This window comes from Rhizobium sp. S152 (assembly GCF_030380735.1).
Lineage (GTDB): Bacteria > Pseudomonadota > Alphaproteobacteria > Rhizobiales > Rhizobiaceae > Rhizobium.
On record NZ_JAUDRZ010000002.1, the window covers coordinates 37,944 to 64,768 of the forward strand.

Annotated in this window: 24 protein-coding genes; 11 read left to right on the forward strand and 13 right to left on the reverse strand. The window is 63.6% G+C overall.

Annotated elements, in window-relative coordinates; genetic code table 11:
• On the forward strand, positions 1-828 hold the full coding sequence (locus tag QTL95_RS01655; RefSeq protein WP_037179336.1) for a carbohydrate ABC transporter permease: 828 nt from the start codon (positions 1-3) through the stop codon (positions 826-828).
• A 4-nt stretch (positions 829-832) separates the two neighbouring features.
• Positions 833-1,891 (forward strand): ABC transporter ATP-binding protein, encoded by a 1,059-nt coding sequence (locus QTL95_RS01660; protein ID WP_289718226.1) that lies wholly within the window; start codon positions 833-835, stop codon positions 1,889-1,891.
• 36 nt (positions 1,892-1,927) lie between these two features.
• Here the strand turns inward: QTL95_RS01660 and QTL95_RS01665 are convergent, their stop codons facing one another.
• From QTL95_RS01665 to QTL95_RS01700, 8 genes are all read right to left on the reverse strand, one after another.
• Positions 1,928-2,116, reverse strand: coding sequence for a hypothetical protein (locus QTL95_RS01665; RefSeq protein ID WP_289718227.1), 189 nt, complete (start codon positions 2,114-2,116; stop codon positions 1,928-1,930).
• 130 nt (positions 2,117-2,246) lie between these two features.
• On the reverse strand, positions 2,247-3,110 hold the full coding sequence (locus QTL95_RS01670; protein ID WP_289718228.1) for an SDR family oxidoreductase: 864 nt from the start codon (positions 3,108-3,110) through the stop codon (positions 2,247-2,249).
• A gap of 95 nt (positions 3,111-3,205) precedes the next feature.
• A complete protein-coding gene (locus tag QTL95_RS01675; protein WP_289718229.1) occupies positions 3,206-3,676 on the reverse strand; it encodes a hypothetical protein in 471 nt (156 codons plus the stop codon).
• Between the two features lie 437 nt (positions 3,677-4,113).
• Entirely contained in the window at positions 4,114-5,157 is a 1,044-nt protein-coding gene (locus QTL95_RS01680; protein ID WP_289718230.1) for a sulfate/molybdate ABC transporter ATP-binding protein, read from the reverse strand.
• A 9-nt stretch (positions 5,158-5,166) separates the two neighbouring features.
• Positions 5,167-6,039: a sulfate ABC transporter permease subunit CysW gene (gene cysW / locus QTL95_RS01685; RefSeq protein WP_289718231.1), complete on the reverse strand. Its 873-nt coding sequence runs from the start codon at positions 6,037-6,039 to the stop codon at positions 5,167-5,169.
• A complete protein-coding gene (cysT, locus tag QTL95_RS01690; protein WP_289718232.1) occupies positions 6,029-6,886 on the reverse strand; it encodes a sulfate ABC transporter permease subunit CysT in 858 nt (285 codons plus the stop codon). Before cysT ends, cysW begins: the two co-directional genes overlap by 11 nt.
• 8 nt (positions 6,887-6,894) lie before the next feature.
• Complete coding sequence (locus tag QTL95_RS01695) at positions 6,895-7,920, reverse strand: sulfate ABC transporter substrate-binding protein (protein ID WP_289718233.1); 1,026 nt, start codon at positions 7,918-7,920, stop codon at positions 6,895-6,897.
• Between the two features lie 185 nt (positions 7,921-8,105).
• On the reverse strand, positions 8,106-8,561 hold the full coding sequence (locus QTL95_RS01700) for a PTS sugar transporter subunit IIA (RefSeq protein WP_289718234.1): 456 nt from the start codon (positions 8,559-8,561) through the stop codon (positions 8,106-8,108).
• A gap of 281 nt (positions 8,562-8,842) precedes the next feature.
• Between QTL95_RS01700 and QTL95_RS01705 the strand changes: the two genes are divergently transcribed.
• Together QTL95_RS01705 and QTL95_RS01710 are read left to right on the forward strand one after the other, a co-directional pair.
• Positions 8,843-10,552, forward strand: coding sequence for an ABC transporter ATP-binding protein (locus QTL95_RS01705; RefSeq protein ID WP_289718235.1), 1,710 nt, complete (start codon positions 8,843-8,845; stop codon positions 10,550-10,552).
• A gap of 153 nt (positions 10,553-10,705) precedes the next feature.
• Positions 10,706-11,749 (forward strand): NAD(P)-dependent alcohol dehydrogenase, encoded by a 1,044-nt coding sequence (locus QTL95_RS01710; protein WP_289718236.1) that lies wholly within the window; start codon positions 10,706-10,708, stop codon positions 11,747-11,749.
• Between the two features lie 752 nt (positions 11,750-12,501).
• On the opposite strand, the gene QTL95_RS01715 is transcribed toward QTL95_RS01710, so the two are convergent.
• The 3 genes from QTL95_RS01715 to QTL95_RS01725 form a co-directional block, all read right to left on the reverse strand.
• Positions 12,502-13,869 (reverse strand): FAD-containing oxidoreductase, encoded by a 1,368-nt coding sequence (locus QTL95_RS01715; protein ID WP_289718237.1) that lies wholly within the window; start codon positions 13,867-13,869, stop codon positions 12,502-12,504.
• Positions 13,869-14,327 (reverse strand): DUF4126 domain-containing protein, encoded by a 459-nt coding sequence (locus QTL95_RS01720; RefSeq protein WP_289718238.1) that lies wholly within the window; start codon positions 14,325-14,327, stop codon positions 13,869-13,871. The genes QTL95_RS01715 and QTL95_RS01720 overlap by 1 nt, the downstream gene beginning before the upstream one ends.
• Positions 14,328-14,421: 94 nt before the next feature.
• A complete protein-coding gene (locus tag QTL95_RS01725) occupies positions 14,422-15,609 on the reverse strand; it encodes an acyl-CoA dehydrogenase (protein ID WP_289718239.1) in 1,188 nt (395 codons plus the stop codon).
• 157 nt (positions 15,610-15,766) lie between these two features.
• Between QTL95_RS01725 and mmsB the strand changes: the two genes are divergently transcribed.
• The 5 genes from mmsB (at position 15,767) to QTL95_RS01750 (ending at position 21,021) form a co-directional block, all read left to right on the forward strand.
• A complete protein-coding gene (mmsB, locus tag QTL95_RS01730) occupies positions 15,767-16,639 on the forward strand; it encodes a 3-hydroxyisobutyrate dehydrogenase (protein WP_289718240.1) in 873 nt (290 codons plus the stop codon).
• Positions 16,640-16,735: 96 nt separating this feature from the next.
• Positions 16,736-17,653 carry a DMT family transporter gene (locus QTL95_RS01735; protein ID WP_289718241.1) on the forward strand — a complete coding sequence of 306 codons (918 nt, stop codon included), beginning with the start codon at positions 16,736-16,738 and terminating at the stop codon, positions 17,651-17,653.
• Between the two features lie 145 nt (positions 17,654-17,798).
• On the forward strand, positions 17,799-18,974 hold the full coding sequence (locus QTL95_RS01740) for a Gfo/Idh/MocA family protein (RefSeq protein WP_112532798.1): 1,176 nt from the start codon (positions 17,799-17,801) through the stop codon (positions 18,972-18,974).
• Positions 18,975-18,979: 5 nt separating this feature from the next.
• The gene (locus tag QTL95_RS01745) at positions 18,980-20,152 is read left to right on the forward strand and encodes a dihydrodipicolinate synthase family protein (protein WP_289718242.1); all 1,173 of its coding nucleotides are present in this window, start codon (positions 18,980-18,982) and stop codon (positions 20,150-20,152) included.
• A 44-nt stretch (positions 20,153-20,196) separates the two neighbouring features.
• The gene (locus QTL95_RS01750; protein WP_289718243.1) at positions 20,197-21,021 is read left to right on the forward strand and encodes a sugar phosphate isomerase/epimerase family protein; all 825 of its coding nucleotides are present in this window, start codon (positions 20,197-20,199) and stop codon (positions 21,019-21,021) included.
• A 7-nt stretch (positions 21,022-21,028) separates the two neighbouring features.
• On the opposite strand, the gene QTL95_RS01755 is transcribed toward QTL95_RS01750, so the two are convergent.
• Entirely contained in the window at positions 21,029-23,326 is a 2,298-nt protein-coding gene (locus QTL95_RS01755; protein WP_289718244.1) for an FdhF/YdeP family oxidoreductase, read from the reverse strand.
• Positions 23,327-23,548: 222 nt separating this feature from the next.
• Here QTL95_RS01755 and QTL95_RS01760 point away from each other — a divergent pair, with 222 nt between their 5' ends.
• Both QTL95_RS01760 and QTL95_RS01765 read left to right on the forward strand, forming a co-directional pair.
• A complete protein-coding gene (locus QTL95_RS01760) occupies positions 23,549-24,646 on the forward strand; it encodes an NADH:flavin oxidoreductase/NADH oxidase (protein WP_289718245.1) in 1,098 nt (365 codons plus the stop codon).
• A 171-nt stretch (positions 24,647-24,817) separates the two neighbouring features.
• On the forward strand, positions 24,818-25,954 hold the full coding sequence (locus QTL95_RS01765; protein WP_289718246.1) for an RHE_PE00001 family protein: 1,137 nt from the start codon (positions 24,818-24,820) through the stop codon (positions 25,952-25,954).
• 139 nt (positions 25,955-26,093) lie between these two features.
• Here the strand turns inward: QTL95_RS01765 and QTL95_RS01770 are convergent, their stop codons facing one another.
• Complete coding sequence (locus QTL95_RS01770) at positions 26,094-26,810, reverse strand: Bax inhibitor-1/YccA family protein (protein ID WP_112532803.1); 717 nt, start codon at positions 26,808-26,810, stop codon at positions 26,094-26,096.
• Between the last annotated feature and the right edge of the window lie 15 nt (positions 26,811-26,825).

Here is a 26,825-nt window from a genome sequence, read left to right on the forward strand (position 1 = left end):
ATGAGACGCATTCTTCCCACCATCGCGCACCGCCTGGCGATCCTCTGCTACATCGTCTTCGCGCTGTTTCCGCTGTTCTGGTTGCTCAAGGTCTCGGTAACGCCGAACGACCTCCTCTATTCCGAGGGCGTCCGGATGTGGCCATCGCGCACGACCTGGGAGCACTACTCCTTCGTCATCCAGCACAGCGCCTTTCCGACCTTCTTCAAGAACAGCCTGATCGTCTCGGCCTCGACGGCGATCGTCGTCACCATCTGTGCCTCGCTCTCTGGATACGCGCTGTCGCGCTTCAATTTCCGGGCGAAGTACTGGATCGTGGCGTTGATGCTGCTCACCCAGATGTTCCCCTTGGTCATGCTGGTGGCGCCGATCTTCAAGATCCTGACGCCGCTGCACCTGACGAACAGCCTCACCGGTCTCGTTGTCGTCTACACCGCCTTCAACGTTCCCTTCGCTACCTTCCTGATGCAGTCCTTCTTCGACGGCATCCCGAAGGACCTCGAGGAAGCGGCGATGATCGACGGCGCCACGCAGTTCACCGCTTTCCGGCAGATCATCCTGCCGCTGACGCTGCCGGGGATCGCCGCGACGCTCGGCTTCGTCTTCACGGCGGCATGGAGCGAGCTTTTGTTCGCGCTGATGCTGATCAACGGCAACGACGCGGCGACCTTCCCGGTCGGGCTTCTCACTTTCGTTTCCAAATTCTCGGTGGATTTCGGGCAGATGATGGCGGCGGGCGTTCTCGCGCTCATTCCGGCCGGTCTCTTCTTCCTTCTCATCCAGCGTTATCTCGTCCAGGGCCTGACGGCCGGCGCGGTCAAGGGTTAGTCACATGGCATCGATCGATATCAAGAACATCCAGAAAGCCTACGGCCATGTGCAGGTGCTGCACGGCGTCGATCTCGAAATCAGGGACGGCGAGTTCGTCGTGCTGGTCGGCCCGTCGGGCTGCGGCAAGTCAACGTTGCTGCGCATGATCGCCGGCCTTGAGGGCGTCACCGCCGGCGAGATCCAGATCGACGGAAACCGTGTCAACGAGTTGCATCCAAAGGACCGCGACATCGCCATGGTGTTCCAGTCCTACGCGCTCTATCCGCACATGAACGTCGCCGGAAACATGAGCTACAGCCTGAAGCTCAGGAAGACGGCCAAGGAGAAGATCGCCAGCGCCGTCGGTGCCGCCGCATCGAAGCTCGGCCTCGATCCGCTGCTCGAACGCCGGCCGAAAGCCTTGTCCGGCGGCCAGCGCCAGCGCGTCGCCATGGGTCGCGCCATCGTGCGCCAGCCCAAGGCCTTCCTCTTCGACGAGCCGCTGTCGAATCTCGACGCCCGCCTGCGCGAGCAGATGCGCGCGGAGATCAAGAAACTGCATGGAGATCTGAAAGCGACCTCGATCTACGTCACCCACGATCAGATCGAGGCGATGACGCTCGCCGATCGCATCGTCGCCATGCATGGCGGCGTGGTGCAGCAGGTCGGCAGTCCGCTGGAGCTATACGATCGCCCGGCCAATCTCTTCGTTGCCGGCTTCATCGGCTCGCCCGGCATGAACTTCCTCGATGCGACCTATCAGGCCGGCGGCGTCAAGCTCAAGGACGGCACCGTGGTCGCCCTGCCGGTGCCGCTATCGCTTGCCGATGGCGCCAAGGTCACGCTGGGCATCCGCCCGGAGCACGTGACCATCACCAGTGACGCCACGGGAATGCAGGCCAATGTCGAATTGATCGAGCCGACCGGCTTCGGCATTATCCTGCACCTGTCGCTGCATGGCCTGCCATTCAAGGTCTTCACGCTGAACCGCGAGGCGCTGACCGCCGGCCCGACGCTCAACGTTTCGTTCCCTGCCCAGCATCTGCATGTCTTCGACGACAGCGGCAAGCGGGCAGGCTAGGCGGTGGTCTCTGAGTAGGGCGGAGGTCCGCCCTGATTACCTGAACTTGGGCAGTCTGGGTGGAGCGTTGGCCTGTATCTCGTGAAGGGGCGCATGCTTGCCGAGCAGCTTCTGCAGCTTGCGCTCCTCAATCGGTCCGATGCCGAATTTCTTGCAGTGCTCCGCGACATCCCGATCGTTCGGACCGGGAATGCGTACCTGGCGGTTATCTCGTGAATGGGACATGGTCATTTCCTCCTCAAGGACAACGTCCGCAGCACGTTGAAGTTTCGAGCAAACGAAACCGTGATCAGGATGGCGACCGCTGGCGAAACCCAACTACGCAGCGGTGCCATGACGATGCTGCACCCGGCAACTATATCATGATCTCGCCACCAGTCACGGGAACGACCGCGCCCGTCATGAAACTCCCGAGATCGGATGCGAGAAGCACGTAAGTGCCTGCCAGTTCCGCAGGCTGCCCGGCTCGACCGATCAACGTCTGCTGGCCAAACTTCGTGGTCTTTTCGGGCGGCATCGTGGAAGGGATCAGTGGCGTCCAGATCGGGCCCGGCGCCACGGCATTTACCCTTATGCCCTTCTCGGCCACCATTTCGGCCAGTCCCGCCGTGAAGTTCGAAACCGCGCCCTTGGTTGATGCATAGGCAAGCAGGTGAGACGATGGCTGGCGCGACTGGATAGACGTGGTGTTGATGATCGAGCTGCCGGGCCGCATGTAGGGGATCGCCGCCTTCGAAAGAAAGAACGGCGCACGGATATTCGTGTTGAACGTACGATCCCATTCCTCGGCCGTGATGTCGCCGATATCGGCGTAGGTCCGTTGAAACGCCGCGTTGTTCACAAGGATGTCGATGGAGCCGAGTTCGCGGACCGTATGCTGCACGAGGTCCCTGCAGTGATCTTCGGAGGTGATGTCGCCAGGTGCGATCACCGTCCGTCGACCGGCGTCCCGGATCCACCGTGCGGTGTCTTCGGCATCCTCGGTCTCGTCGAGAAATGAGATGACGACGTCGGCGCCTTCACGGGCGAAGGCAATCGCGACGGCCTTGCCGATCCCGGAATCGGCGCCGGTAATCAGCGCGACCTTGCCTTCGAGCCTTCCATTGCCGCGATAGGAATGCTCCCCGTGGTCGGGCACGGGCTGCATGCGGGCGGTCTTTCCTGGAGGCTGCTGCTCTTGCTCAGGATAAGGCGGTGTCGGGCGGCGCTCCTCGCTCATCGTATTCTCCTCGTTGGCTAACGGGAACTAAACCACGATGGGGGGAAACAGTTCCTCGATGTCGGGACATCTGCCGAAGACGAGACAACCGAGGATCAGCCGCCCGCGAAATCCACCGAGGAGATATCGACCGACCACTCGAATTCCGAAGGCGCGGGCTTGCCGGGCAAGGTTTCGAGACCGCGGTACTGGTTCAGCGTCCAGCACGTCTCGAAGGTGCCGTGCGGCTCGATGATCTTGCTGCTGGTGAAATAGTCGGAATAGGCCTCGTCGCTATAACCGGGGCGCTTGGCGATCAGCCGGAAACGGACCACGTTCACCTGCCGGTCGCTATCGTTTGAGAGTTTCACCGCGACGGTCTTGGCGGGATCGCTGCAGGATGCGGCGCCGCTGCTTGTCCCGTGGACCTCGCTCGCCAGACCGTTCTGGCCGGTCTGCTGCAGGTAGACATAGGCGCCGACGACCGCGACGGCGGCGATCACGGCGAGCAACGTTGCAAGCGTCGACCGCGGAGACAGCAGAAAACAGATGAAAATGATCGGGATCGCGACCAGGAGATAAATCATCAGACATGTTCCAATTCACATCTGAGCTAAGACAACCACTCGGCGGAGACAAGGCTGGTATTTGTCCGATGACGCGATTAGGTCCGATTTATCCGCTGAAGGGAACGAGTTTACCGCAGTAAACTTTCACCGCCGCAGACCGCGCACGGATGGAATTTCAGATTTTTACGCCATGCCCTTGTTTCCGACACAATGCTCACCCATATAACTCTCATCGGCATTGCTGGTTGAGCGTCCCACAGAATTCGCGGATGTTCGCAATCGTCGTAATCGCTTTAGTCTTTGACCACGGATGTACTGGCACTGGTGAATAGCGATGTTGAGAAGGTCGGTGCAGTTTTGCCCCGGCCTTTTTTATTGCCCGCACGATAGCCGCTGCGTGGCGGAAGGCAGGGCGCATCTGCGCCGTGCCACCTTTTCCATTAGAATGAGCCTCCTCAGGCGCTGCGAAACAGCTTCCAGCGGCTCGGCCGGAAGGCGATGCGGCTGCGGTCGAGGCCATCGGCCTCAGATGGCGGCAATTCCAGTTCGATCGGCGGATGGCCCTTGCCGATATCGACCTCGATATGGCGGGTGCCGGCGACACGGCGGCTCGTCGTCATCAGGCCGGCAATGCAGCCTCCGCAACCGTCGCGCAGCTCGATATCATGAGGACGGAAATAGAGCTGGGCCTCGCCATCGAGCTCGCCTTCGGCCTTGAGACCGAGCGGGCGGTCCTCGAACCAGATCTCGCCATCGGTGATACGGACATTCAGACAGTTCGACTGGCCGACGAAGCCGAAGACGAAGGGCGAGTTCGGGCGGTCGTAGACCTCGTCCGGCGTGCCGACCTGCTCGATCGCGCCCTGGCTCATGACGACCACGCGATCGGCGAGCTCCATCGCCTCGTCCTGGTCGTGGGTGACGAAGACGGTGGTGTGGCCGGTGCGGTCGTGGATCTCGCGCAGCCATTTGCGCAGGTCCTTGCGCACCTGCGCGTCGAGCGCGCCGAAGGGCTCGTCGAGCAAAAGCACGTTCGGCTCCACCGCCATGGCGCGGGCGAGCGCCACGCGCTGGCGCTGGCCGCCCGAGAGCTGGGCCGGATAGCGCTTTTCGAGGCCCGGCAACTGCACGAGCTCCAGCAGCTCCAGCGCCCGACGCTTGATCTCCTCCTTCGGCGGACGGCGCGAGGCGTTCCTGACCTTCAGGCCGAAGGCCACATTATCGAGCACGGTCATGTGCCGGAACAGCGCGTAGTGCTGGAACACGAAGCCGATATTGCGCTCCTGCACGGTCTTGCTGGAAGCATCCTCGTCGCCGAAATAGATGCGGCCCTCGGTCGGGCTTTCGAGGCCGGCGATCAGCCGCAGGAGGGTGGTCTTGCCCGAACCCGACGGTCCGAGCAGGGCGATCAGCTCGCCGGAGTGGATATCGAGGGAAACATCGTGCAGCGCCGGAAAGCGATCGAATTCCTTGCGCAGGTTTTGGACGCGAACTTCCATTCTAATTCCTCAGTGTCGCCGGCTGGCGGCAATTTCTTCGCTGTATCGCATTTCGAGCAGCGTCTTCAAAACAAGGGTGACGAGAGCAAGCAGGGCAAGCAGGGTGGCGACAGCGAAGGCACCGGTGAAGTTATACTCGTTGTAGAGAATTTCCACCTGCAGCGGCATGGTGTTTGTCTCGCCGCGAATATGCCCCGAGACCACCGAAACGGCGCCGAACTCGCCCATGGCGCGGGCGTTGCAGAGCAGCACGCCGTAGAGCAGGCCCCATTTGATGTTCGGCAGCGTCACATGCCAGAAGGTTTGCCAACCACTCGCACCGAGCGAGATCGCCGCCTCTTCGTCGCCGGTGCCCTGCTCCTGCATCAGCGGGATGAGTTCACGCGCGACGAAGGGAAAGGTGACGAACATCGTCGCCAGGATCAGGCCCGGAACGGCGAACAGGATCTTGATGTCATTGGCGCTGAGCCACTCTCCAAGATGCGTCTGGGCGCCGAAGAGCAGCACGAAGACAAGGCCGGAAATGACCGGCGACACCGAAAACGGCAGGTCGATCAGCGTCGTCAGGAATGCCTTGCCCTTGAACTCGAACTTGGCGATCGCCCAGGCTGCCGCCACGCCAAAGATCAGGTTCAGCGGAACGCTGACGCAGGCGACGATCAACGTCAGCCGGATGGCCGAGAAGGTCTCGGCGTCCTGCAGCGCCTCGAGGAAGTCGCCGGGCCCCTTGCGGAACGCCTCGACGAAGACTGCGGCCAGCGGCAGAAACAGGATCAGCAGCAGGAAGACCAGCGACGCCAGGATCAAGGTCCAGCGCGCGATCCTGTTTTCGGTCACGACGGACCGGACTTTCGTCGGTTGCGCGGTTGCGTCAAGCGCCATAGCCGTACCTCCGCCTGCTCCAGCTTTGAATGAGATTGATGACGAGCAGCATGACGAAGGAGAGGATCAGCATCACCGCCGCGATCCCGGTCGCCGCCGCGTAATTGTACTCCTCGAGCTTGATCACGATCAGCAGCGGTGCGATCTCCGACTTGAACGGCAAATTGCCGGCGATGAAGATCACCGATCCGTACTCGCCGACGCCGCGGGCAAAGGCGAGCGCGAAGCCGGTGAGTGCCGCCGGGGCCAGGCCGGGGAGAAGCACGCGGAAGATCGTCTGCAGGCGATTGGCGCCGAGCGTGGCGGCGGCTTCCTCCACCTCCTTGTCGATCTCCTCCATCACAGGCTGCACCGTGCGCACCACGAAAGGCAGGCCCACGAAGATCAAGGCGATGATGATGCCCAGAGGCGTGAAGGCGATCCTGATGCCAAAGGGCGTCAGGAACTGGCCGATCCAGCCGTTGGGCGCATAGAGCGTCGCAAGCGCGATGCCGGCGACCGCCGTCGGCAGCGCGAAGGGCAGGTCCACCATCGCGTCTATGATGCGCTTGCCGGGAAAGCGGTAGCGCACGAGGACCCAGGCGAGCACCACGCCGGACACGGCGTTGACGCAGGCCGCCGCGAAGGCGGTGCCGAAGCTGATGCGCAACGCGTTCAGCGTGCGCGCATCAAGCGCGATGGCCAGGAATTTCTCCCAGCCGAGTTCGCTCGACCGCCAGGCGAGGCCCGACAGCGGGATGAGGATGAGGAGGGTCAGCCAGATCAAGGTAAAGCCGAGCGCCATTCCAAATCCTGGAATGACGCTCGGCCGCTTGAACCGCCACCGCGTGGGGCTATGTGCTTTCATGCGGTGTATTATTGTGCCGGCTTGTAGATTTGGTCAAACACGCCGCCGTCGCCGAAGAATTTCGGCTGAGCTTCCTTCCAGCCGCCGAAGTCGTCGATGGTGGCGAGCTTCACGTCCTGGAAGCGGGCGATGTCGGCCTTATCGGCTGCTTCGGGCTTGATCGGGCGATAGAAGTGCTTGGCGGCAATCTTCTGGCCTTCATCGGAATAGAGATAGTTGAGATAGGCTTCGGCGACCTTGCGGGTACCCTTCTTGTCGACATTGCCGTCGACTACGGCGACCGGCGGGTCGGCGCGGATCGAGAAGGACGGCGTCACGATCTCGAACTGGTCCGGACCGAGTTCCTCAAGCGAGAGATAGGCTTCGTTTTCCCAGGCGAGCAGAACGTCGCCGAGGCCGCGCTGGACGAAGGTGGTGGTCGCGCCGCGCGCACCGGTGTCGAGAACAGGAACATGCTGAAGCAGCGTGGTCACGTATTCCTGCGCCTTGGCGTCGTCGCCGCCGTTCGCCTGCTTGGCCCATGCCCAGGCGGCAAGGAAGTTCCAGCGTGCGCCGCCAGAGGTCTTCGGGTTCGGCGTGATGACCTGGACATCATCCTTGACGAGATCGGCCCAGTCCTTGATGCCCTTCGGGTTGCCCTTGCGGACGAGGAAGACGATCGTGGAGGTGTACGGAACGGAACTGTTCGGGAACTTGGTCTTCCAGTTCTCCGGGATCTTGCCGGTCTTCTTGGCAATGGCGTCGATGTCGCCTTCCAGCGCCAGCGTCACAACGTCGGCGTCGAGACCGTCGATGACGGACCGCGCCTGCGCGCCGGAACCGCCATGCGATGCCTTGATGGTAACGGCCTCGTTGCCGTCCTTTTTCCACTTGGCCGCGAAGGCGGCGTTGAAGTCCTTGTACAGTTCTCTGGTCGGATCATAGGAAACGTTCAGAAGTGTCTGATCCGCGAATGCGGGAGCCACGGCGCCGATCGCGACGCTGCCGGCGAAGACTGCGGCCGCGAGAAGCCGTGTGATCCGTATTGACTGCATGGGAACCTCCTTGGTGCGTGAGTTAAACTCTACCAACTCGGTCGTATAATGAAACGAAGATTGTTTCGGTTCCAGCCGCTTGCCCGAAATGCCATGCCATTTGAGCGGCTGTTTTGAAATGGACTTGCTCGGTTTCGGGGCAGGGAGCGATTGCGCAGTCGCGCCTTCGTCCTCTTCCGCTTTCGTCAGGGGCGGGAATCGGCGAGGAAGTCGGAATAGAATTCCTCCGCGCTTCTCGCCGCACGCATGGCGGCCACCACCTGCGGAGACTGCAGCTTGCGGGCAATCGCGGCCAGCACGTTCAGATATTCGCCGCGGTTGCTCTCACCGAATAGAAGTGCGAAGGCGATATCGGCAGGCACGTCGTCCAACGCCTCGAAATCGAGCGGCCGCGAGAACCGCACGAGAAGCCCTCGCGGATGCGTCATGCCCTCGATGACAGCATGCGGCACGGCAATGCCGTTGCCAATGCCGGTCGAGCCCAGGCCCTCACGGCTTTCCAACGCAGTGATGATCTTCCGTTCGTCGACGTCGAATGCCTTGGCGGCCTTCTCGGCGATCACCTGCAGGGCACGCCACTTGGTCGTGACAGCGATGCCGATGAAGGTGTGCTCGGGCCGGATGATGGTGGAAAGGTCCATGAGATTCTCGTGCGTTCCTGAAAGCCCGCGCCGTAGCCGGACGACAAGCGGCTTCTTACGGCCACTCCGATAAATGTTCGAGGTGACAAGAGGTCGCCTCGTATAAGAAGACCATAGGTATCCGTTGGTTCACGGGAAGCGTTCAACAAATTGTGGGCCACCCATGAAGTACAATCTAACTGTTGGCATCGCACGCGAAATATGAGAGTGGAGGTCACGTTTCGCGCGCCCGACCCGGTCCGGCCGCCCTTCATTCGCTTAAACGATTATTCAAGGTCGCAATGCTGAGCCGCTTCTTTTCCTATTACCGTCCCTATCGCGGCCTGTTTCTGCTGGATTTCGGCTGCGCCATTCTTTCCGGCCTGCTTGAGCTCGGCTTCCCGATGGCGGTGAAGCTCTTCGTCGACAGGCTGCTGCTCAGCCACGACTGGCTGCTGATCCTGCTCGCCTCCGCCGCGCTGCTGGTGGTCTACGCCATCAATACCGGCCTGATGGCGGTCGTCACCTATTGGGGCCACATGCTCGGCATCAATATCGAGACCGACATGCGCCGCGCGGCGTTCGACCATCTGCAGAAGCTGTCCTTCAGCTATTTCGACAACCAGAAAACCGGCCATCTCGTCGGCCGTCTGACCAAGGATCTGGAAGAGATCGGCGAAGTCGCGCATCACGGACCGGAAGACCTGTTCATCGCCCTGATGACCTTCGTTGGCGCGCTTATCCTGATGCTCTCGGTCAACTGGCAGCTCGGCCTGATCACCGCCGCGGTCGTGCCGCTGACGGCCTGGGTTACCAGCCGCTATGGCGGCCGTATGACGATCAACTCGCGCGCTCTCTTCGGCCGCGTCGGCAATTTCAACGCCCGCATCGAGGAAAGCGTCGGCGGCGTGCGCGTCGTTCAGGCCTTCGCCAACGAGGACCACGAGCGCGCCCTGTTCGAGACCGACAACCAGAACTATCGCCGCACCAAGCTGGAGGCCTACCGCATCATGGCGGCCAGCACCTCGCTCAGCTATATGGCGATGCGCCTGACGCAGATGGTCGTCATGATCGCCGGCAGTTACTTCGTGCTCGCCGGCCAGTTGACCGCCGGCGGCTTCATCGGCTTCCTGCTTCTGGTCGCGGTGTTCTTCCGCCCGGTCGAGAAGATCAATTCGGTCATCGAATCCTATCCCAAGGGCATTGCCGGCTTCCGCCGCTTCACCGAGTTGCTGGACACCGAACCCGATATCGCGGATGCGCCTGGAGCGAGGACGATCGAGCATCTCAAGGGCGAGGTCGTCTATCGCAACGTCTCCTTCGGCTACAGCGACGCCAGACCGGTGCTCAAGGACGTCAACCTGACGATCCGCGCCGGCGAGACCATCGCCTTCGTCGGCCCCTCGGGTGCCGGCAAGACCACGATCTGTTCGCTGCTGCCGCGCTTCTACGATGTCACCGGCGGCGCCATCCTGGTTGATGGCATCGATGTGCGCGACATGACGCTTGCCTCGCTGCGCCGACAGATCGGCATCGTGCAGCAGGATGTCTTCCTCTTCGCCGGCACCATCCGCGAGAACATCGCCTACGGCCGCCTCGGCGCCAGCGAAGCCGATATCAGGGATGCCGCGCGCCGGGCCCGGCTGGAGGAAATGATCGCGGGCATGCCGCAGGGGCTGGATACCGTCATCGGCGAGCGTGGCGTCAAGCTCTCCGGCGGGCAGAAGCAGCGGCTCGCCATCGCCCGCATGTTCCTGAAGAACCCGCCGATCCTCATCCTCGACGAGGCCACCTCGGCGCTGGACACCGAGACAGAGCGCGCCATCCAGCAATCGCTGGCGGAACTCGCCAAGGGCCGCACGACGATGATCATCGCTCACCGTCTCGCCACCATCCGCGCCGCCGACCGTATCGTCGTCATCGATGGCAGCGGCATTCTCGAGCAGGGTACGCACCAGGATCTGGTGGCCCGCGACGGCGCCTATAACCGGCTGCACAAGGCGCAGAGCTGACGCTGTCGCCGTCGGATGATCGCTTGAGCATTTTATCAATTCGTGAGCAGAAGCCTGCCTTTGCGGAATTGAATTCGGGCGGCTTCGCGCCCTATAATCCCTCCCATGGTCCGGCCCGATTCAGCGGCCGGACACCAGGGAAGGAAACAGACAATGACCAAAGTCCGTGCGCTGGTGCTCGAGCGCCAGCATGAGCTTGCGCTTCGCGATATCGATCTGCCGATGGAAACCGGTCCGGGGCAGGTGAAGATCAAGATCCACACGGTCGGCGTCTGCGGTTCGGATGTGCATTACTACACGCACGGCAAGATCGGTCCCTTCGTGGTCAACGAGCCGATGGTGCTCGGCCACGAAGCGGCGGGCACAGTCGTCGAGGCCGGCGAAGGCGTCACGCATCTGAAGGTCGGCGACCGCGTCTGCATGGAGCCCGGCATTCCCGATCCCAACTCCAAGGCAAGCCGGCTCGGCATGTACAATGTCGATCCCGCGGTGACCTTCTGGGCGACGCCGCCCGTGCATGGCGTGCTGACGGCTGAAGTGGTGCATCCCGCCAACTACACGTTCAAGCTCCCCGATAATGTGAGCTTCGCCGAGGGCGCCATGGTCGAGCCCTTCGCCGTCGGCATGCAGGCCGCGTCGAAGGCGAAGATCGCGCCCGGCGATACCGCTGTCGTGCTTGGCGCCGGCCCGATCGGCACCATGGTGGCGATCGCCGCCCTTGCCGGCGGCTGCGCCCGCGCCATCGTCGCCGATCTCGCCCAGCCGAAGCTCGACATCGCCGCCCAGTACCAGGGCGTCATCCCCGTCAACATCCGCGAGAAGAACCTTGCGGACGAAGTCGCGCGGCTCACCGACGGCTGGGGCGCGGATGTCGTGTTCGAATGCTCGGGTTCGCCCAAGGCCTGGGAAACGATCATGCAACTGCCGCGTCCCGGCGGCGTCATCGTCGCCGTCGGCCTGCCGGTCAATCCTGTCGGCTTCGACGTCTCCACCGCCTCGACCAAGGAAATCCGCATCGAAACGGTCTTCCGCTACGCCCACCAGTACGAACGCTCGATCGCGCTTCTGGGCTCCGGCCGAGTCGACCTGAAGCCGCTGATCTCGGAAACGTTCAAATTCGAGGATTCCATCAAGGCCTTCGACCGCGCCGTCGAGGCGCGCCCCGACGACGTAAAGCTGCAGATCGTGCTGGACTAGCCGCTGCGGCGCGCATCCCCGCCCTACGCGGGGATGCGTCGCGGTGCCGGGGCCGAGATCGGCCTTCACGCGGATAATAATCTTGCGCGGCAACAGATGTCGCGGCGATTTCAATCGCTTGCCGATCTCATCGTCCCCGTGCATCCCCGCGATTGTTTTCTCTCCCATACTGATGGCGTCATTGGACAGGGAGCCGGGTCGCGAACCGGAACTGACAAGTCCGGGGCGATGAGCCCGGCGTCCGGTGATGGTTGTATGAGGTGGATATCGAGGTCGTCAGGATCTCCTATTCATCCGGAAGCGAAAGGCCGAGAGACGCTCCTGTCGGTCTGGATATCCGGAAGCCTTGATGCGATCGGGCAGGCGATATTGCCTGACTTTACTATTCTATACCGACCGTCGCCTGCCCATTCCCAGCATGCCTATCACCGTCGCGGAGAGGTCTCCGGCGCGGGGTTTTGTCGTGTTTGAAAGACGCGCTGCGGACCATCGCACGGTCAGCACCCGCGGCCCCCTCATCGCCTCGCTAACGCTCCGCCACTTCTCCCCGTTGGGGAGAAGTGGCTGGGTGCATCGCTGCGCCCGTCTTGGACATCCGGTTCCCAGGCGTGTACGTCTGCCCTTTGGGTGAGCGGCTTGGCGCGGGTCTCTTCTCCCCAGCGGGGAGAAGGTGGCGGTGCGACAAGTCGCACCGGGGATGAGGGGGGCCCACGGCACAACGTCACCAATTGCCAAATCCCATCCGTAGTTTCCTACCCCGCCTTCAAATCCCCCAGCAGCGTCGGGATCAGCTCCGACACCGTCGGATGGATCGGCACCGACCATTTCAGCACCGGGTAGGGCGTTCTGGCGTTCATGGCGTCGATGAAGCCATGGATCGCCTCGTCGCCCTCGATGCCGAGGATCGCGGCGCCGAGGATCTGCTTGCTGTCGGCGTCGGCGATCACCTTCATGAAGCCCTGTGTTTCGCCGCGCTCGTTGGCGCGGCCGACGCGGCTCATGGGGCGGGTGGAGATCAGGATCGGGCGGCCGGAGGCGCGGGCGTCGCGCTCGCTCATGCCGACGCGGCCAAGCGGCGGGTCGATGTAGAGCGCGTAGGCAAGGATCCGGTCGCTCAGCTTGCGGTCCTCGCCGTCGAGCAGGTTAGCGGCGGCAATCTCGAAGTCGTTGTAGGAGGTGTGGGTGAAGGCGCCGTGGCCATTGCAATCGCCGAGCGCCCAAATGCCCTCGACATTCGTCGCCAGCCGGTCGTCGACGGTGATATAGCCGCGCTTGTCGGTAGCGACGCCGGCACGGTCGAGCCCGAGATCGTCGGTGTTGGGCGTGCGGCCCGTCGCGACCAGCACATGGCTGGCGTCGATATCGGCGACACCCTTGCCGATCGTGACCCTTGTGCCATCATCCGATCTCGAAAAGCCGGTATTGTCGGCATCGGTGTGAACGGCAATACCCTCGGCGCGCAGGATATCGGCGATCGCGTCGGAGATATCGGCATCCTCGCGTGACGCGAGCTTCGGCCCGCGCTCGATGACAGTCACCTCGGCGCCGAAGCGGCGGTACATTTGCGCGAACTCCAGCCCGATATAGCTGCCGCCGATCACCGCGAGGTGGCGCGGCAACCGGTCTAGATGGATTATCGAAGTGCTGGTGAGATAGTCGATATCCCTGAGCCCCGGCAGATCGGGTATGGTCGGCCGGGCGCCGACATTGAGGAAGATCTTCGGCGCCGTCAGCTGCTCGCCGTTGACGCTGACGGTACTCTTATCCTCGAAGCGGGCATGGCCGTAGATCACGGTCACGTTTGCCATGCCGCCGAACCAGCCGATCAGGCCGTCGCGGGCATTCATGGTCACCGTCTCGGCCCGCTTGCGCACGATGCTCATGTCGACGTCGATCGGGCCGTTGACGACCACGCCGTAGGGGCCGCCCGTGCGGGCGACGTGGGCGGCGCGGGCACTCGCCACCAGCGTCTTGGTCGGCATGCAGCCGGCGTTGACGCAGGTGCCGCCGAGAAACTTGCGCTCGATCAGCGCCACCTTCATGCCGGCGTCGGCCATGCGGGCTGCGAGGAAGGGGCCGGCCTGTCCGGCGCCGATGACGATTGCGTCGAAGCTCCGCATCACACGGCCGCCACGATCAGAAGTGCTGCGATGATGGCCACTGCATCCTCGATCAGCGCCGCCGGCCTGTCGCTGCCGAAGGCTGCCGCCATCCTGCCACGGGCCGCGGCACCGCCGAACGTGCCGGCAACGGCGCCAATGACGCCGGCGACAAGCCCCGCCAACAGCGAGCCGCCCGAGGCGCCGATCACTCCGCCGCTCAAGCCGCCCATGATCACGCGGGCCGAAAACTGCATCGGCACCTTGCGCGACGGCGTCGAGGGCAGCTGGTCGGTGATCAGTTCCACCAGTGCGAAAAGCGTGAACACCCAGGGCGTCCAGCGGTATCCCATGAATGCGAGCGGGGTCGACGAGACGTCGAACCAGCCGAGCGATGCGCCCCAGGCGACGGCGGCGGGCGCCGTCATGGCCCGCAGGCCTGCAATGATGCCGATCAGAAATGCCAGAAACAGAAGCATGTGCGATCCCCCGCGTCCGCCGCCAATTCGGCGCGACGAGCGAAAGCTTGCACATTGTCGTGCAAGTTTCAATTTGGACCGGAGTATAGGTTCGTCAGTTGGCGAAGGCGGCGATGCCGGTGATGGCCCGTCCGAGGATCAGTGCGTGGATGTCGTGCGTACCCTCGTAGGTGTTGACCACCTCGAGGTTGACCAGATGCCGGGCGATGCCGAATTCGTCGGAAATGCCGTTACCCCCCAGCATGTCGCGGGCCATGCGGGCGATATCGAGCGCCTTGCCGCAGGAGTTGCGCTTGAGGATTGAGGTCAGCTCGACGGGCGGATGCCCGTCCTCCTTCATCCGGCCGAGCCTCAGGCAGCCCTGCAGGCCAAGCGAGATCTCGGTCGCCATGTCGGCGAGCTTCTTCTGGACCAGCTGGTTGGCGGCGAGCGGCCGGTCGAACTGCTTGCGGTCGAGCGTGTACTGCCGCGCCCGGGTGTAGCAATCCTCGGCGGCGCCGAGCGCGCCCCAGGCAATGCCGAAGCGGGCCGAGTTCAGGCAGGTGAAGGGACCCTTGAGGCCGGAAACGTCGGGCAGCAGGTTTTCCTCGGGAACGAAGACGCTTTCCATGACCACCTCGCCGGTGATCGAGGCGCGCAGCCCGACCTTGCCGTGGATGGCAGGGGCCGACAGGCCCTTCCAGCCCTTCTCGAGGATGAAGCCGCGGATGACGCCGTCTTCGGTCTTCGCCCAGACGACGAAGACATCGGCGATCGGCGCGTTGGAAATCCAGGTCTTGGAACCGCTCAGGCTGTAGCCGCCGTCGACCTTCCTGGCGCGCGTCGCCATCGATCCCGGGTCGGAGCCGTGATTGGGTTCTGTCAGGCCGAAGCAGCCGATCCATTCGCCGGTCGCGAGCTTCGGAAGGTACTTCTGCTTCTGCGCCTCGGAGCCGAAGGCATCGATCGGCACCATGACCAGCGACGACTGCACGCTCATCATCGAGCGATAGCCGCTGTCGACGCGCTCCACCTCGCGGGCGATAAGGCCGTAGGCGACGTAGCCGAGGCCGGCACCGCCATATTCGGGTGATATCGTCGGGCCGAGCAGGCCGAGCTCACCCATTTCGCGGAAGATCGCAGGGTCCGTCTTTTCGTGGCGGAACGCTTCGAGCACACGCGGCGCCAGCTTCTCCTGCGCGTAGGAATGGGCCGTGTCCAGCACCATGCGCTCCTCTTCGGTCAACTGCTCCACGAGCCGGAAGGGATCGGCCCAGTCGAAGGTTTCGCGGATGTGCTGCATGGTCTTTCCTCCACAGTTCGGCATGTCCTCATGGGCATTGGGCTTAGACCGCCAGGCGGAAAGCGTCAACAGTCGGGCGTGTAGGTGGAGACGGCTATCGACGCCGGGAAATCGTGACATAGCTAGTTTCGATAGGCATCTGGCGCGGGAGAGAGGCATGGCACGGATCGCATTCATCGGACTGGGCAACATGGGCGGGCCGATGGCGGCCAATCTCGTCAAGGCGGGTCACGAGGTAATCGGCTTCGATCTGGTGGCGGCCCTCCTGAAGGCCGCCGAGGCTTCGGGCGTAACCGCCGCAAGCCATATAAGCCAGGCGATAGGGGAGGCCGATGTGGTGGTCTCGATGCTGCCGCAGGGCCGGCACGTGCTCACCGCCTGGACGGATATCCTGGCGTCGGTCCCCGCTGGCCGGCTGGTGATCGACTGCTCGACCATCGATGTCGAGAGCGCCCGCAAGGCGCACGAGATGGCGAGAGCGGCCGGGTGTCTGTCGCTCGACGCTCCGGTTTCCGGCGGCACCGCGGGCGCCGAAGCGGGCACGCTGACCTTCATGGTCGGCGGCAGCACGGAAGCCTTTGCCAAGGCGGGGCCGGTGCTGGAGGCTATGGGCAGGAAGATCGTCCATTGCGGGGAGGCCGGCGCCGGGCAGGCGGCGAAGATCTGCAACAACATGATCCTCGGCATCTCGATGATCGGCGTCTGCGAGGCTTTCGCGCTCGGCGAAAAGCTCGGACTGTCGCACCAGGCGCTGTTCGACGTGGCATCCACCTCGTCGGGGCAATGCTGGTCGCTCAGCACCTATTGCCCGGTGCCGGGTCCGGTTCCTGCCTCGCCGGCCAACAGGGACTACAAGCCCGGTTTTGCCGCGGCGTTGATGTTGAAGGATCTGCGCCTGTCGCAGGAGGCGGCACTTGCCACCGGCGCCTCGACGCCGCTTGGCGCCGAAGCGGCCCAGCTCTATTCGCTGTTCGAGAAACAGGGAAACGGCCCCCGCGATTTCTCGGCCATCATTGAAATGTTGCGTTGATGGGATAGCCGGAGCCGCTGCCGTCGCTTGACACGACAACGTATATAAGCGACGGCGGGACACGCCGTCCGGCGCCCTCCGAAACAGGAATTTCACATGCAGTCGCAGCCCGTCGCCCTGGGTGCCAGGAACCTCGTGATGGTGGGGGTCGGGCTGATGTTGCTCGGCGATTTCCTGTTCTCGCTGAACGATGCGATGGGCAAGTGGCTGGTGGCGAGCTTCTCGGTCGGGCAGGTGCTGCTGATCCGCTCGCTGGGGTCTTTTCTGCTGCTTCTGCCGATGATCGTCAGGCAGGGCCCGATGCGGATCTTCCGGGTCGAGCGCAAGGATCTGCAGCTGGCGCGCGTGGTGCTGGCAACGCTCGATGTCACCCTGTTCTACGCCGCTGTCGCCTATCTGCCGCTGGCCGATGTCATGACGTTCTACATGGCCGGCCCGATCTATATCGCCGCGCTGTCGCATTTCTTCCTGAACGAGCGGATCGGCTGGCGTCGCTGGCTTGCGGTCCTTGTCGGCTTCTGCGGTGTCCTCATCGCGCTGCGTCCGTCCACCGCGATGTTCTCGCTGCCTTCATTGTTCGGCGTGGTCGGCAGTCTTTCCTTCGCGCTGTCGCTGGTGCTCAGCCGCCACCTGCGCGGCACCAGCGATACGACGCTCGTCACCTGGCAGATGATCGCGGCACTCGTGGTCGGAGCGGCGATGTCTGTCGGCGACTGGCGCCCGGCAACGACGGTCGAGTTCACAGGCATGGTCGCGCTCGGCGTCGTCGCCTCCTGCGCGCATCTCCTGATCACGCGCTCCCTGAAGCTCGCACCCGCCTCGCTATTGGCGCCGCTGCAATACACGCTGCTGATCTGGGCGGTCGTGCTCGGTTATATCTTCTTCGGCGACATACCCGATGCGCCCGTCATTATCGGCGGCACGATCATCGTGATCGCCGGGCTCTTCATCTTCCACCGCAAGAACCTGCTGGAGACGATCCCGCCCGAGGCGGTTTCCCCGGATGGGCACTAGGGCTTACAATGGCAGTGTTGCTGCTGAACGTGTGCGGCAAGCGGTGGCTCCTTCTTTTTAGTTCAGGTTTTACCCCGGCTTGACAGCCCGTTTTGCTCATGTCAGTTATGTAACTAACTAGTTATTTATCGGGAGGAAGACGGAAATGGCTACGAAATCGATCGGCATCATCATGCACGGCATCACCGGCCGCATGGGCTACAATCAGCACCTCGTGCGCTCCATCCTGGAAATCCGCGAGCAGGGTGGCGTGCAGCTTTCCAATGGCGATCGCCTGATGCCGGAGCCCATTCTCGTCGGCCGCAACGCCGAGAAGATCGAAGCGATCGCCCGCAAGCACGGCCTGACGCGCACGACCACCGATCTCGACGCAGCACTCGCCGATCCTCAGAACACCATCTTCTTCGACGCCGGCTCCACGCAGATGCGTGTCGATCTGCTGAAGCGTGCGATCGAGGCCGGCAAGCATGTCTATTGCGAAAAGCCGATCTCCGAGACGCTGGAGGAAGCGCTTTCGGTGGCCGATCTCGCCGAGCGGCGCGGCGCCAAGAATGGCGTCGTGCAGGACAAGCTCTATCTTCCCGGGCTGCGCAAGATCGCGCTGCTCAAGGACAGCGGCTTCTTCGGCAAGATCCTGTCGGTGCGCGGCGAATTCGGCTATTGGGTGTTCGAGGGCGACTGGGGCGTCAAGGCGCAACGACCGTCCTGGAACTACCGCGCCGCCGATGGCGGCGGGATGATCCTCGACATGCTACCGCACTGGCGCTACGTGCTCGACAACCTGTTCGGCGAGGTCAAGGCCGTCAGCTGCTACGCTTCGACCCATATTCCGAGCCGCGTCGATGAGAACGGCAAGACCTACCGCGCCGATGCCGATGACGCGGCCTATTCGACCTTCGAGCTCGAGGGCGGTATCGTCGCCCATATCAATTCTTCCTGGGCGGTGCGGGTGCGTCGCGACGACCTCGTCACCTTCCAGGTCGACGGCACCCATGGATCGGCGGTCTGCGGCCTGACGAAATGCTGGACGCAGCATCGGGTCAACACGCCGAAGCCGGTCTGGAACCCCGACCAGCCGCAGACGATCGATTTCTACAAGACCTGGGACGAAGTGCCGGAAACCCAGGTGTTCGACAACGGCTTCAAGGCGCAGTGGGAGGATTACCTGCGCTATGTCGCCGAGGATGCGCCATGGAAATTCACGCTACGTGAAGGCGCCAAGGGCGTGCAGCTGGCCGAACTTGCACATCGCAGCTGGAAGGAGCGCCGCTGGGTGGACGTGCCCTCGCTTGCCGATACTGCTGCCCGCAAGGTGGCGTGACGACCATGCCGGCAACATTGCGACTTCCCGTCCCCGACGGCACGCTCCGGGACTATACCATCCTGAACACGCCGATCGAGGCGCCGAGGCCCTCGGCCTCGGGCCACGGCTTCAACCGGGTCGCCTATGCGGCGGCCCATATCGTCGTCGATCCGCTGGCCGACAACGATCCCTGGCTCGATCGCAATATCGACTGGGAACGCACGGTTGCCTTCCGCGAATATCTCTGGGATCTCGGCCTCGGTGTCGCCGAAGCCATGGATACCGCGCAGCGCGGCATGGGGCTAGATTGGGAAGGGGCGAAGGAGGTCATCGCCAACGTGCAATCGGCGGCGCGAAAGCGTCCAGATGCGCTGATTGCCTACGGCGCCGGCACCGATCATCTGCCGCCGGGTTCAGGCGTCAGCATCGACGACGTCATCCGCGCCTATGAGGAGCAGGTCGCCTATGTCGAAGCGCAGGGTGGCCGAATCATCCTGATGGCAAGCCGGGCGCTGGCCGCGGCGGCGAAGAGCCCCGACGACTATGTCAGGGTCTATAGCCGCATCCTGAGCCAGATGCGCGAGCCGGTGATGATCCATTGGCTCGGCGACATGTTCGATCCCGCCCTTTCAGGCTATTGGGGATCGCGTGACGATCACCAGGCCATGGACACGGCGCTCGCCATCATCAACGACAACGCGGCCAAGGTCGATGGCGTGAAGATCTCGCTGCTTTCGGCGGAAAAGGAAATCCGCATGCGCCGGCGCCTGGACCCGGCGGTGAAGATGTATACCGGCGACGACTTCAATTACGCCGAACTGATCGCCGGCGACGAAGAGGGCTATTCGCACGCGCTGCTCGGCATCTTCGATGCCATCGCGCCGGCCGCAAGCGCAGCACTCGGCCACCTGGCGAAGGACGACCTCGCGGCGTTCCATGAAGTCCTGGCGCCGACGGTGCCATTGTCGCGGCATATCTTCAAGGCGCCGACGCGCTTCTACAAGACCGGCGTGGTCTTCCTCGCCTATCTCAACGGCTTCCAGGATCATTTCCAGATGCTGGGCGGGCAGCAGAGCGCGCGGTCGATCGTGCATCTTGCCGAGCTGTTCCGGCTTGCCGACGCGGCTCGGGTGCTGCGCGATCCCGATCTGGCGGCGAGCCGCATGAAGACCATACTGGCGACTGCAGGCATTTGAAAACAAGCGCTTCGCGGGAGGCGAAGCGGCATGGGAGGAGCATCATGGCTATCGAGGGCCTGTCCATCAATCTCGCCACCGTCCGCAAGCAATACGACATGAAGCAGGCGGTCGACGTCTGCCTCAAGCAGGGCATCACGGCGATCGCCCCCTGGCGGGATCAGGTGCATGCCATCGGCCTGTCGGAGGCTGCGCGTATCGTCGCCGACAACGGCCTGCGCGTCACCGGTCTTTGCCGGGGCGGCATGTTTCCGGCGGCGGATACGGAAGGGCGCCGCGCGGCGATCGACGACAACAAGCGGGCGATCGACGAGGCGGCGGCGCTGAACGCCGATTGCCTCGTCCTCGTTGTCGGCGGACTGCCCGAGGGCTCGAAGGATATCGCCCACGCCCGCGAGATGGTATCCGACGGGATCGCCGCCATCCTGCCGCATGCGCGGGCCTCCGGCGTGCCGATCGCCATCGAGCCGCTGCACCCGATGTATGCCGCCGACCGGGCCTGCGTGAACACGCTGGAGCAGGCGCTCGACATTTGCGATCTCTTGGGCGAGGGGATGGGCGTCGCCGTCGATGTCTATCACGTCTGGTGGGATCCGAAGCTCGACCAGCAGATCGCCCGGGCCGGCGCCGGCGGCCGCATCCTTGCCCATCACATCTGCGACTGGCTGGTGCCGACGACTGATCTGCTGCTCGACCGCGGCATGATGGGCGACGGCGTGATCGACCTCAAGCGCATCCGCCGCAGCATCGAGGCGGCCGGTTTCCACGGGCCGCAGGAGGTCGAGATCTTCTCCGCCGGGAACTGGTGGAAGAGGCCCGGCGAGGAGGTGATTTCCACCTGCGCCGAGCGCTTCCTCACCGTCTGTTGAGACGGTTTCAGGCGGCGACGCTGCCGGTCACCCGCACGGTGGTACCCTTGTAGGTCGGCGTTCCCGACAGGCGGTCGTACTGGTCGAGCGGGATGACGGCGTTCATCTCGGGATAATAGCCGGCGATCGCGCCGCGCGGGATGTCGTACTGGACGGCGGTAAAGCCCCGGACGGCAAGCGTTTCCTTGGCACCGCCGACCGCGCAGAGCACGTCGATCTTCGAGCCGTCGGAGAGCCCGCGCGCCGCGAGGTCGTCCTTGTTCATGAACACGACGTCGCGGCGACCGAAGACGCCGCGATAGCGGTCGTCGAGACCGTAGATCGTGGTGTTGTACTGGTCGTGGCTGCGCAGCGTCGTAAGGATGAGCTGCGACGGGTCCGTCAACAGCGGATCTTCCTCGATGCCCTTGGCGACGAGGAAAGTCGCCTTGCCGCTCTCGGTCTTCCAAACCCGCTCCGATGCCGGAACGCTGAGCCGGAAGCCGCCGCGGGCGCGAACGCGGCGATTGAAGTCGCGAAAATCGGGAAAGACCTCCTCGATCTTGTCGCGGATGCGATCGTAGTTCTCGACCATGCCGTCCCAGTCGATGCCGTAGCGGTCGCCGAGCGTCGCCTTGGCGATCTCCGCGACGATGACGGGCTCTGATTTCAGCATGTCGCTCGGCGGGTTGAGGAAGCCGCGCGAAGCATGCACCATAGACATCGAATCCTCCACCGTGACCGATTGCGGGCCGGATGCCTGCGTATCGAGATCGGTGCGGCCGAGGCAGGGGAGAAGGATCGAGGTCTTGGCCATCAGCAGGTGCGAGCGATTGAGCTTGGTGGCGATGTGGACGGCCAGATCGAGCTTGCGCATGCCGGGGAAGGTCGCTTCCGGGTCGGAGATCGCCACCGCGAGATTGCCGCCGAGGCAGATCAACGCCTTCGACGAGCCGTCGTTGATCGCCTCGATGGTCTCGACCGCATTGTGGCCCTTCTCCTGCGTCGGGCGGAAACCGAAGGCGCGTTCGATGCCGTCGATCAGCGCGTCGTTCGGAATTTCGGTGATGCCGACGGTGCGGTCGCCCTGCACGTTGGAATGGCCGCGCAGCGGGCAGATGCCGGCGCCCTGCTTGCCGATGTTTCCGCGCAGCATCAGGAAATTGGCGAGCTGCTGGACGTTGGCGGTGCCGTGCGAATGCTGGGTGATGCCCATGCCGTAGCAGAGGATGACCCGCTCGGACTTGAGATAGACATCGACGGCGCTCGACAGATCATCCTTGCTCAGCCCCGAGACGGCAAGGATGTGCGCCCAATCCGTGCGCTCGATATCCTCGCGCAACGCGTCTAGGCCTTCTGTATGCTGGGCGATGAACGCGCGGTCGAGCACGCCGGTGCCGCCCGCCGCGATATCCTCGGCATCGCGTTCGAAGATCAGCTTCATCAGCCCCTTGAGCGCTGCGAGGTCGCCGCCGGCGCGCAGCTGGTAATAGGCCGAAGCGATCGGCGTCGACGACATCGTCGCCATCTCGATCGGGCTCTGCGGCGAGGCGAATTTCTCCAGCGCCCGTTCCTTCAGCGGATTGAAGACGACGATCGGCACGCCACGGCGCGCCGCCTCGTGCAGCGTCGCCATCATCCGCGGATGGTTCGTGCCGGGATTGTGGCCGAAGCTGAAGATCGCGTCGCAATGGTCGAAATCCTCGAGCAGCACCGTGCCCTTGCCGACGCCGATCGATTTCGGCAGGCCGACGCTGGTGGCCTCGTGGCACATGTTGGAGCAATCGGGGAAATTGTTGGTGCCATAGGCGCGAACGAAGAGCTGGTAGAGGAAGGCCGCCTCGTTGGAGGCGCGGCCGGAGGTGTAGAACTCGGCCTGATGCGCGTTGTCGAGCTTGTTCAGTTCCGCTCCTATCAGCGCGAAGGCGGCGCTCCACTCGATCGGCTCGTAGCGATCGCTGCCCTTGTTGTAGACCATCGGGTGCGTCAGGCGCCCCTGATCCTCCAGCTTGTGGTCGGTCCAGTCCCATAGTTCGGAGACGGAGTGCTCGGCGAAGAACGCCGGCTCGACGCGCTTGGCCGTCGATTCCCAGGTGATCGCCTTGGCGCCGTTTTCGCAGAACTCGAAGGAAGAGGTGTGCTTCGGGTCCGGCCATGCGCAGCCGGGACAGTCGAAGCCCTCGGGCTGGTTGGCCTTCAGGAGCGTCGTGGTGCCCTGGGCGACGATCTGCTGATGCGCCAGGGTCTTGGCGACCGCGCGCAGCGCGCCCCATCCCCCGGCCGGCGCGTCGTATTCTTCGATGCCAGGGGGACGTCTTGCTGCCATGTCACTCTCCATTGCGTTCGCGCGATCCTAGCAGCGAACATTGGGTGTCGTCTATTGCACTGCGGTATCGATTGACACCATCATCCGTCAACGCGGATAAGCACTTAGGGAGGATCGCCCAGGCATCAACATTTTTTGATGAGGGGGCTTGTGCTTATGGCATTAGAAGCGCGCGATCGCGTAGCTGGCGCAATTGAAACGAACCGAGGCTCTGGAGATATCATGAGCAAGTCCAAACTCTTCTCACCCGTGTCGATCGGCGGGATGACACTGAAGAACCGCATCGTCATCGCCCCCATGTGTCAATATTCCGCCGAAGACGGCAAGATGACCGACTGGCATCTGATCCATCTCGGCATGCTCGCCAATTCCGGCGCCGGCATCCTGACCATCGAGGCGACGGCGGTAACGCCGGAGGGCCGCATCTCCTATGGCGACGTCGGGCTTTATTCTGACGAATGCGAAGCGGCCATGCACAGGACGCTCGAAGGTGTGCGCCGTTGGTCGGACATGCCCATTGCCATTCAGCTCGGCCATGCCGGCCGCAAGGCGTCCAGCGACCTGCCCTGGAAGGGCGGCGGCCAGATCGCGCCGGGCGCGGTGAACGGCTGGAAGACGGAGGCGCCGAGCGCCGTGCCGTTCAAGGCGGAATATGATGCGCCGACCGCACTTGACCGGGATGGGCTGAAGCGTATCCGCACGGCCTTCGCCGATGCCGCGCGCCGGGCCGCCCGGCTCGATCTCGATGCCGTCCAGATCCACGGGGCTCACGGCTATCTGCTGCACCAGTTCCTGTCGCCGCTCTCCAACCAGCGTACCGACGAATACGGCGGCTCGCTGGAAAACCGCATGCGCTTTCCGCTTGAGGTGTTCGAATCCGTTCGGGAGGCCTTCTCGCAGAGCCCGGTGACCATGCGCGTCTCGGCAACCGATTGGGCGCCCGGCGGCTGGGATGTCGAGCAGACCATCGCCTTCGCCCAGGCGCTCGAAAAGCGCGGCTGCGATGGTATCCATGTGTCGTCAGGCGGTCTCGCGGTCGACCAGCAGATCGCCATCGGCCCGAACTACCAGGTGCCGTTTGCCCGGCAGGTGAAGGCGGCGGTCGAAATCCCCGTCATCGCGGTCGGCCTGATCACCGAGTTCGAGCAGGCCGAGGCGATCATCAGCACCGGCGACGCGGATCTCGTGGCGCTGGCGCGGACGATCCTCTACGATCCGCGCTGGCCCTGGCACGCCGCGGCGCATTTCGGCGAGACGATCCACGCCGCCGATCAGTACCTGCGCTGCCAGCCCCGCCAGTTCCGCAATCTCTTCGGCTGAGCGGAACCATCGGCGAAGCGGGCGGCAGGTCCGCTTTGCCCAATTGGCGCGGGATGCGCCGGCGGGATTTCCACAGCGCGCCAAGCGAATCATTTGAACTCGCCTTCCGATATGACATAACGGGCGGAAGATAATCGCCATTTGGCTTCCGTTCCCGCAGGCATACCCGACATGCGTTTTGACATCGATAACTCCCTGATCAATTCGCTGCTGCCAGCCATTGTCCAGGCGGAGGATGGCCTGGCGCGGCTGGATGAGCGGGCGGCGCGGGCGTCGATCGGCGGCGGCTTTTCGGAGCGGCGGCATTATTTCGATGCCGTCGGCGCCCTGTGGGTGGCCGGCGAACTGGTGCATGTCGAGGATCTCGTCCTCCACGACGCTCATATGGATACCCGCTCGCCGAGCCACGAACTGACGATCGCGCATGCGGTCCTGCGGGCACGCCGCCGGATCTGGACGGGTGATCCGGCATGGGCGCTGACCTCGGCGGGTCTCGGCGTGCTTGCCGGCATCGGCGGGGAAGGCGAGGGCGATGCGGTTCCGGGCAAAACCGCGATATCGCTGGGCGAGGACGACAGGGACGACGCGGTGGACGATGCGCTGGCCGCCGAACTCGCCGAGATCGACGCCGTGCTCGAACGCTCGCAGCGCCTGCTGGACAGCCATGCCAACAAGGTGGCGGCGGAAGCGCCAGCGCCTGCCGAGCCGGTCAAGGAAAAGCGCCGGGACGATCCGCTCGGCCTCTTCGACGACGAGGAATGGGACGAAGCGGCGCGGCTCAAACAATGGCGCAAGGTGCTCGCTACCGCCGACGATTTGCCGCCGGTGCTGGGCGCCGCGCTGATGTTCGAGGCTTGGGAAAAGATCGAGCCGCTGCGCCGCCAGCATTGGCTGGGCGGAGTGCTGGTGGCGAGTTACCTGAGGGCGCGCGGCAAGGTCACGTCGCATCTGTTTTCGTTCTACACCGGCCTGAAGACAATCCGCCACGAACGCCGGCGCTCGCGCGACCGCCTGACGCGGCTGCAATCCTTCCTGGAGGGGATGAGCGAAAGTGCCGTACTCGGCCTGAAGGAGATGGATCGTCTTTCGCTGGCGGAGACGCAGATGGAGCTGCGCTTCCGCGACCGCCGCTCGAATAGCAGCCTGCCGCAGCTCGCCGAACTCGTTCTGTCACGACCGATGGTCTCGACGGCGATGGTCGCTCGCGAACTCAAGGTCACGAGCCGTGGGGCGCTCAATCTGCTCAACGATATCGGCGTGCGCGAGATGACCGGCCGCGGCCGCTACCGGGCATGGGGCATCATCTGACGAACAGCCAGGAAACAGAAAAGCGGCCGAGGATTGCCCCGGCCGCTTTCCTTTGGTGAACACCCGATCCGTGCTTCCTGTCACAGATTGCGGATCGGGCGTTCTGGCGCTTCCTTTGCCCCCAGAAGCGCCGTAGCCTTTATTCCCGCTCGCCGGTGAAGTTCAGCAGCAGCTGGAAGATGTTGACGAAGTTCAGGTAGAGCGACAGAGCGCCGAAGACGGCCAGCTTCTGGTTCGATTCCTGATCGTAGTTTTCGGAATACTGTTCCTTGATGTTCTGCGTGTCGTAGGCGGTGAGGCCGACGAAGACGACGATACCGATCACCGAGATGGCGAACTGCAGGGCGCTCGAACCGAGGAAGATGTTGACCAGGCTGGCGATGACCACGCCGATCAGGCCCATCATCAGGAACGATCCCATGCGCGACAGGTCACGCTTCGTCACGTAGCCGTAGAGGCTGGTGGTGCCGAACATGGTGGCCGCGATGAAGAAGGTGCGGGCGATGCTGGTGCCGGTAAAGACGAGGAACACGGAGGCCAGCGACAGGCCCATGACCGCGCAGAACGCCCAGAAGGTCATCTGTGCCGCCCCGGCCGACATCGTCTGGATCTTGAACGAGAAGAAGAAGACGAATGCGAGCGGCGCCAGCATCACCACCCACTTCAGCGGCGACTGGAAGATCGGCACGTAGAGCGCCGGCGTGGAGCCGACGATGAAGGCGACGATGCCGGTGATGACCAGGCCGATGCCCATGTAGTTGTAGACGCGCAGCATATGCTGGCGCAGGCCTTCATCAAAGAGCGCCTGCGAGCCGGCGGCCGAGCCGTAGCCGTAACGCGGATTGATCGGGTTCATACTGATCTCCTCGGT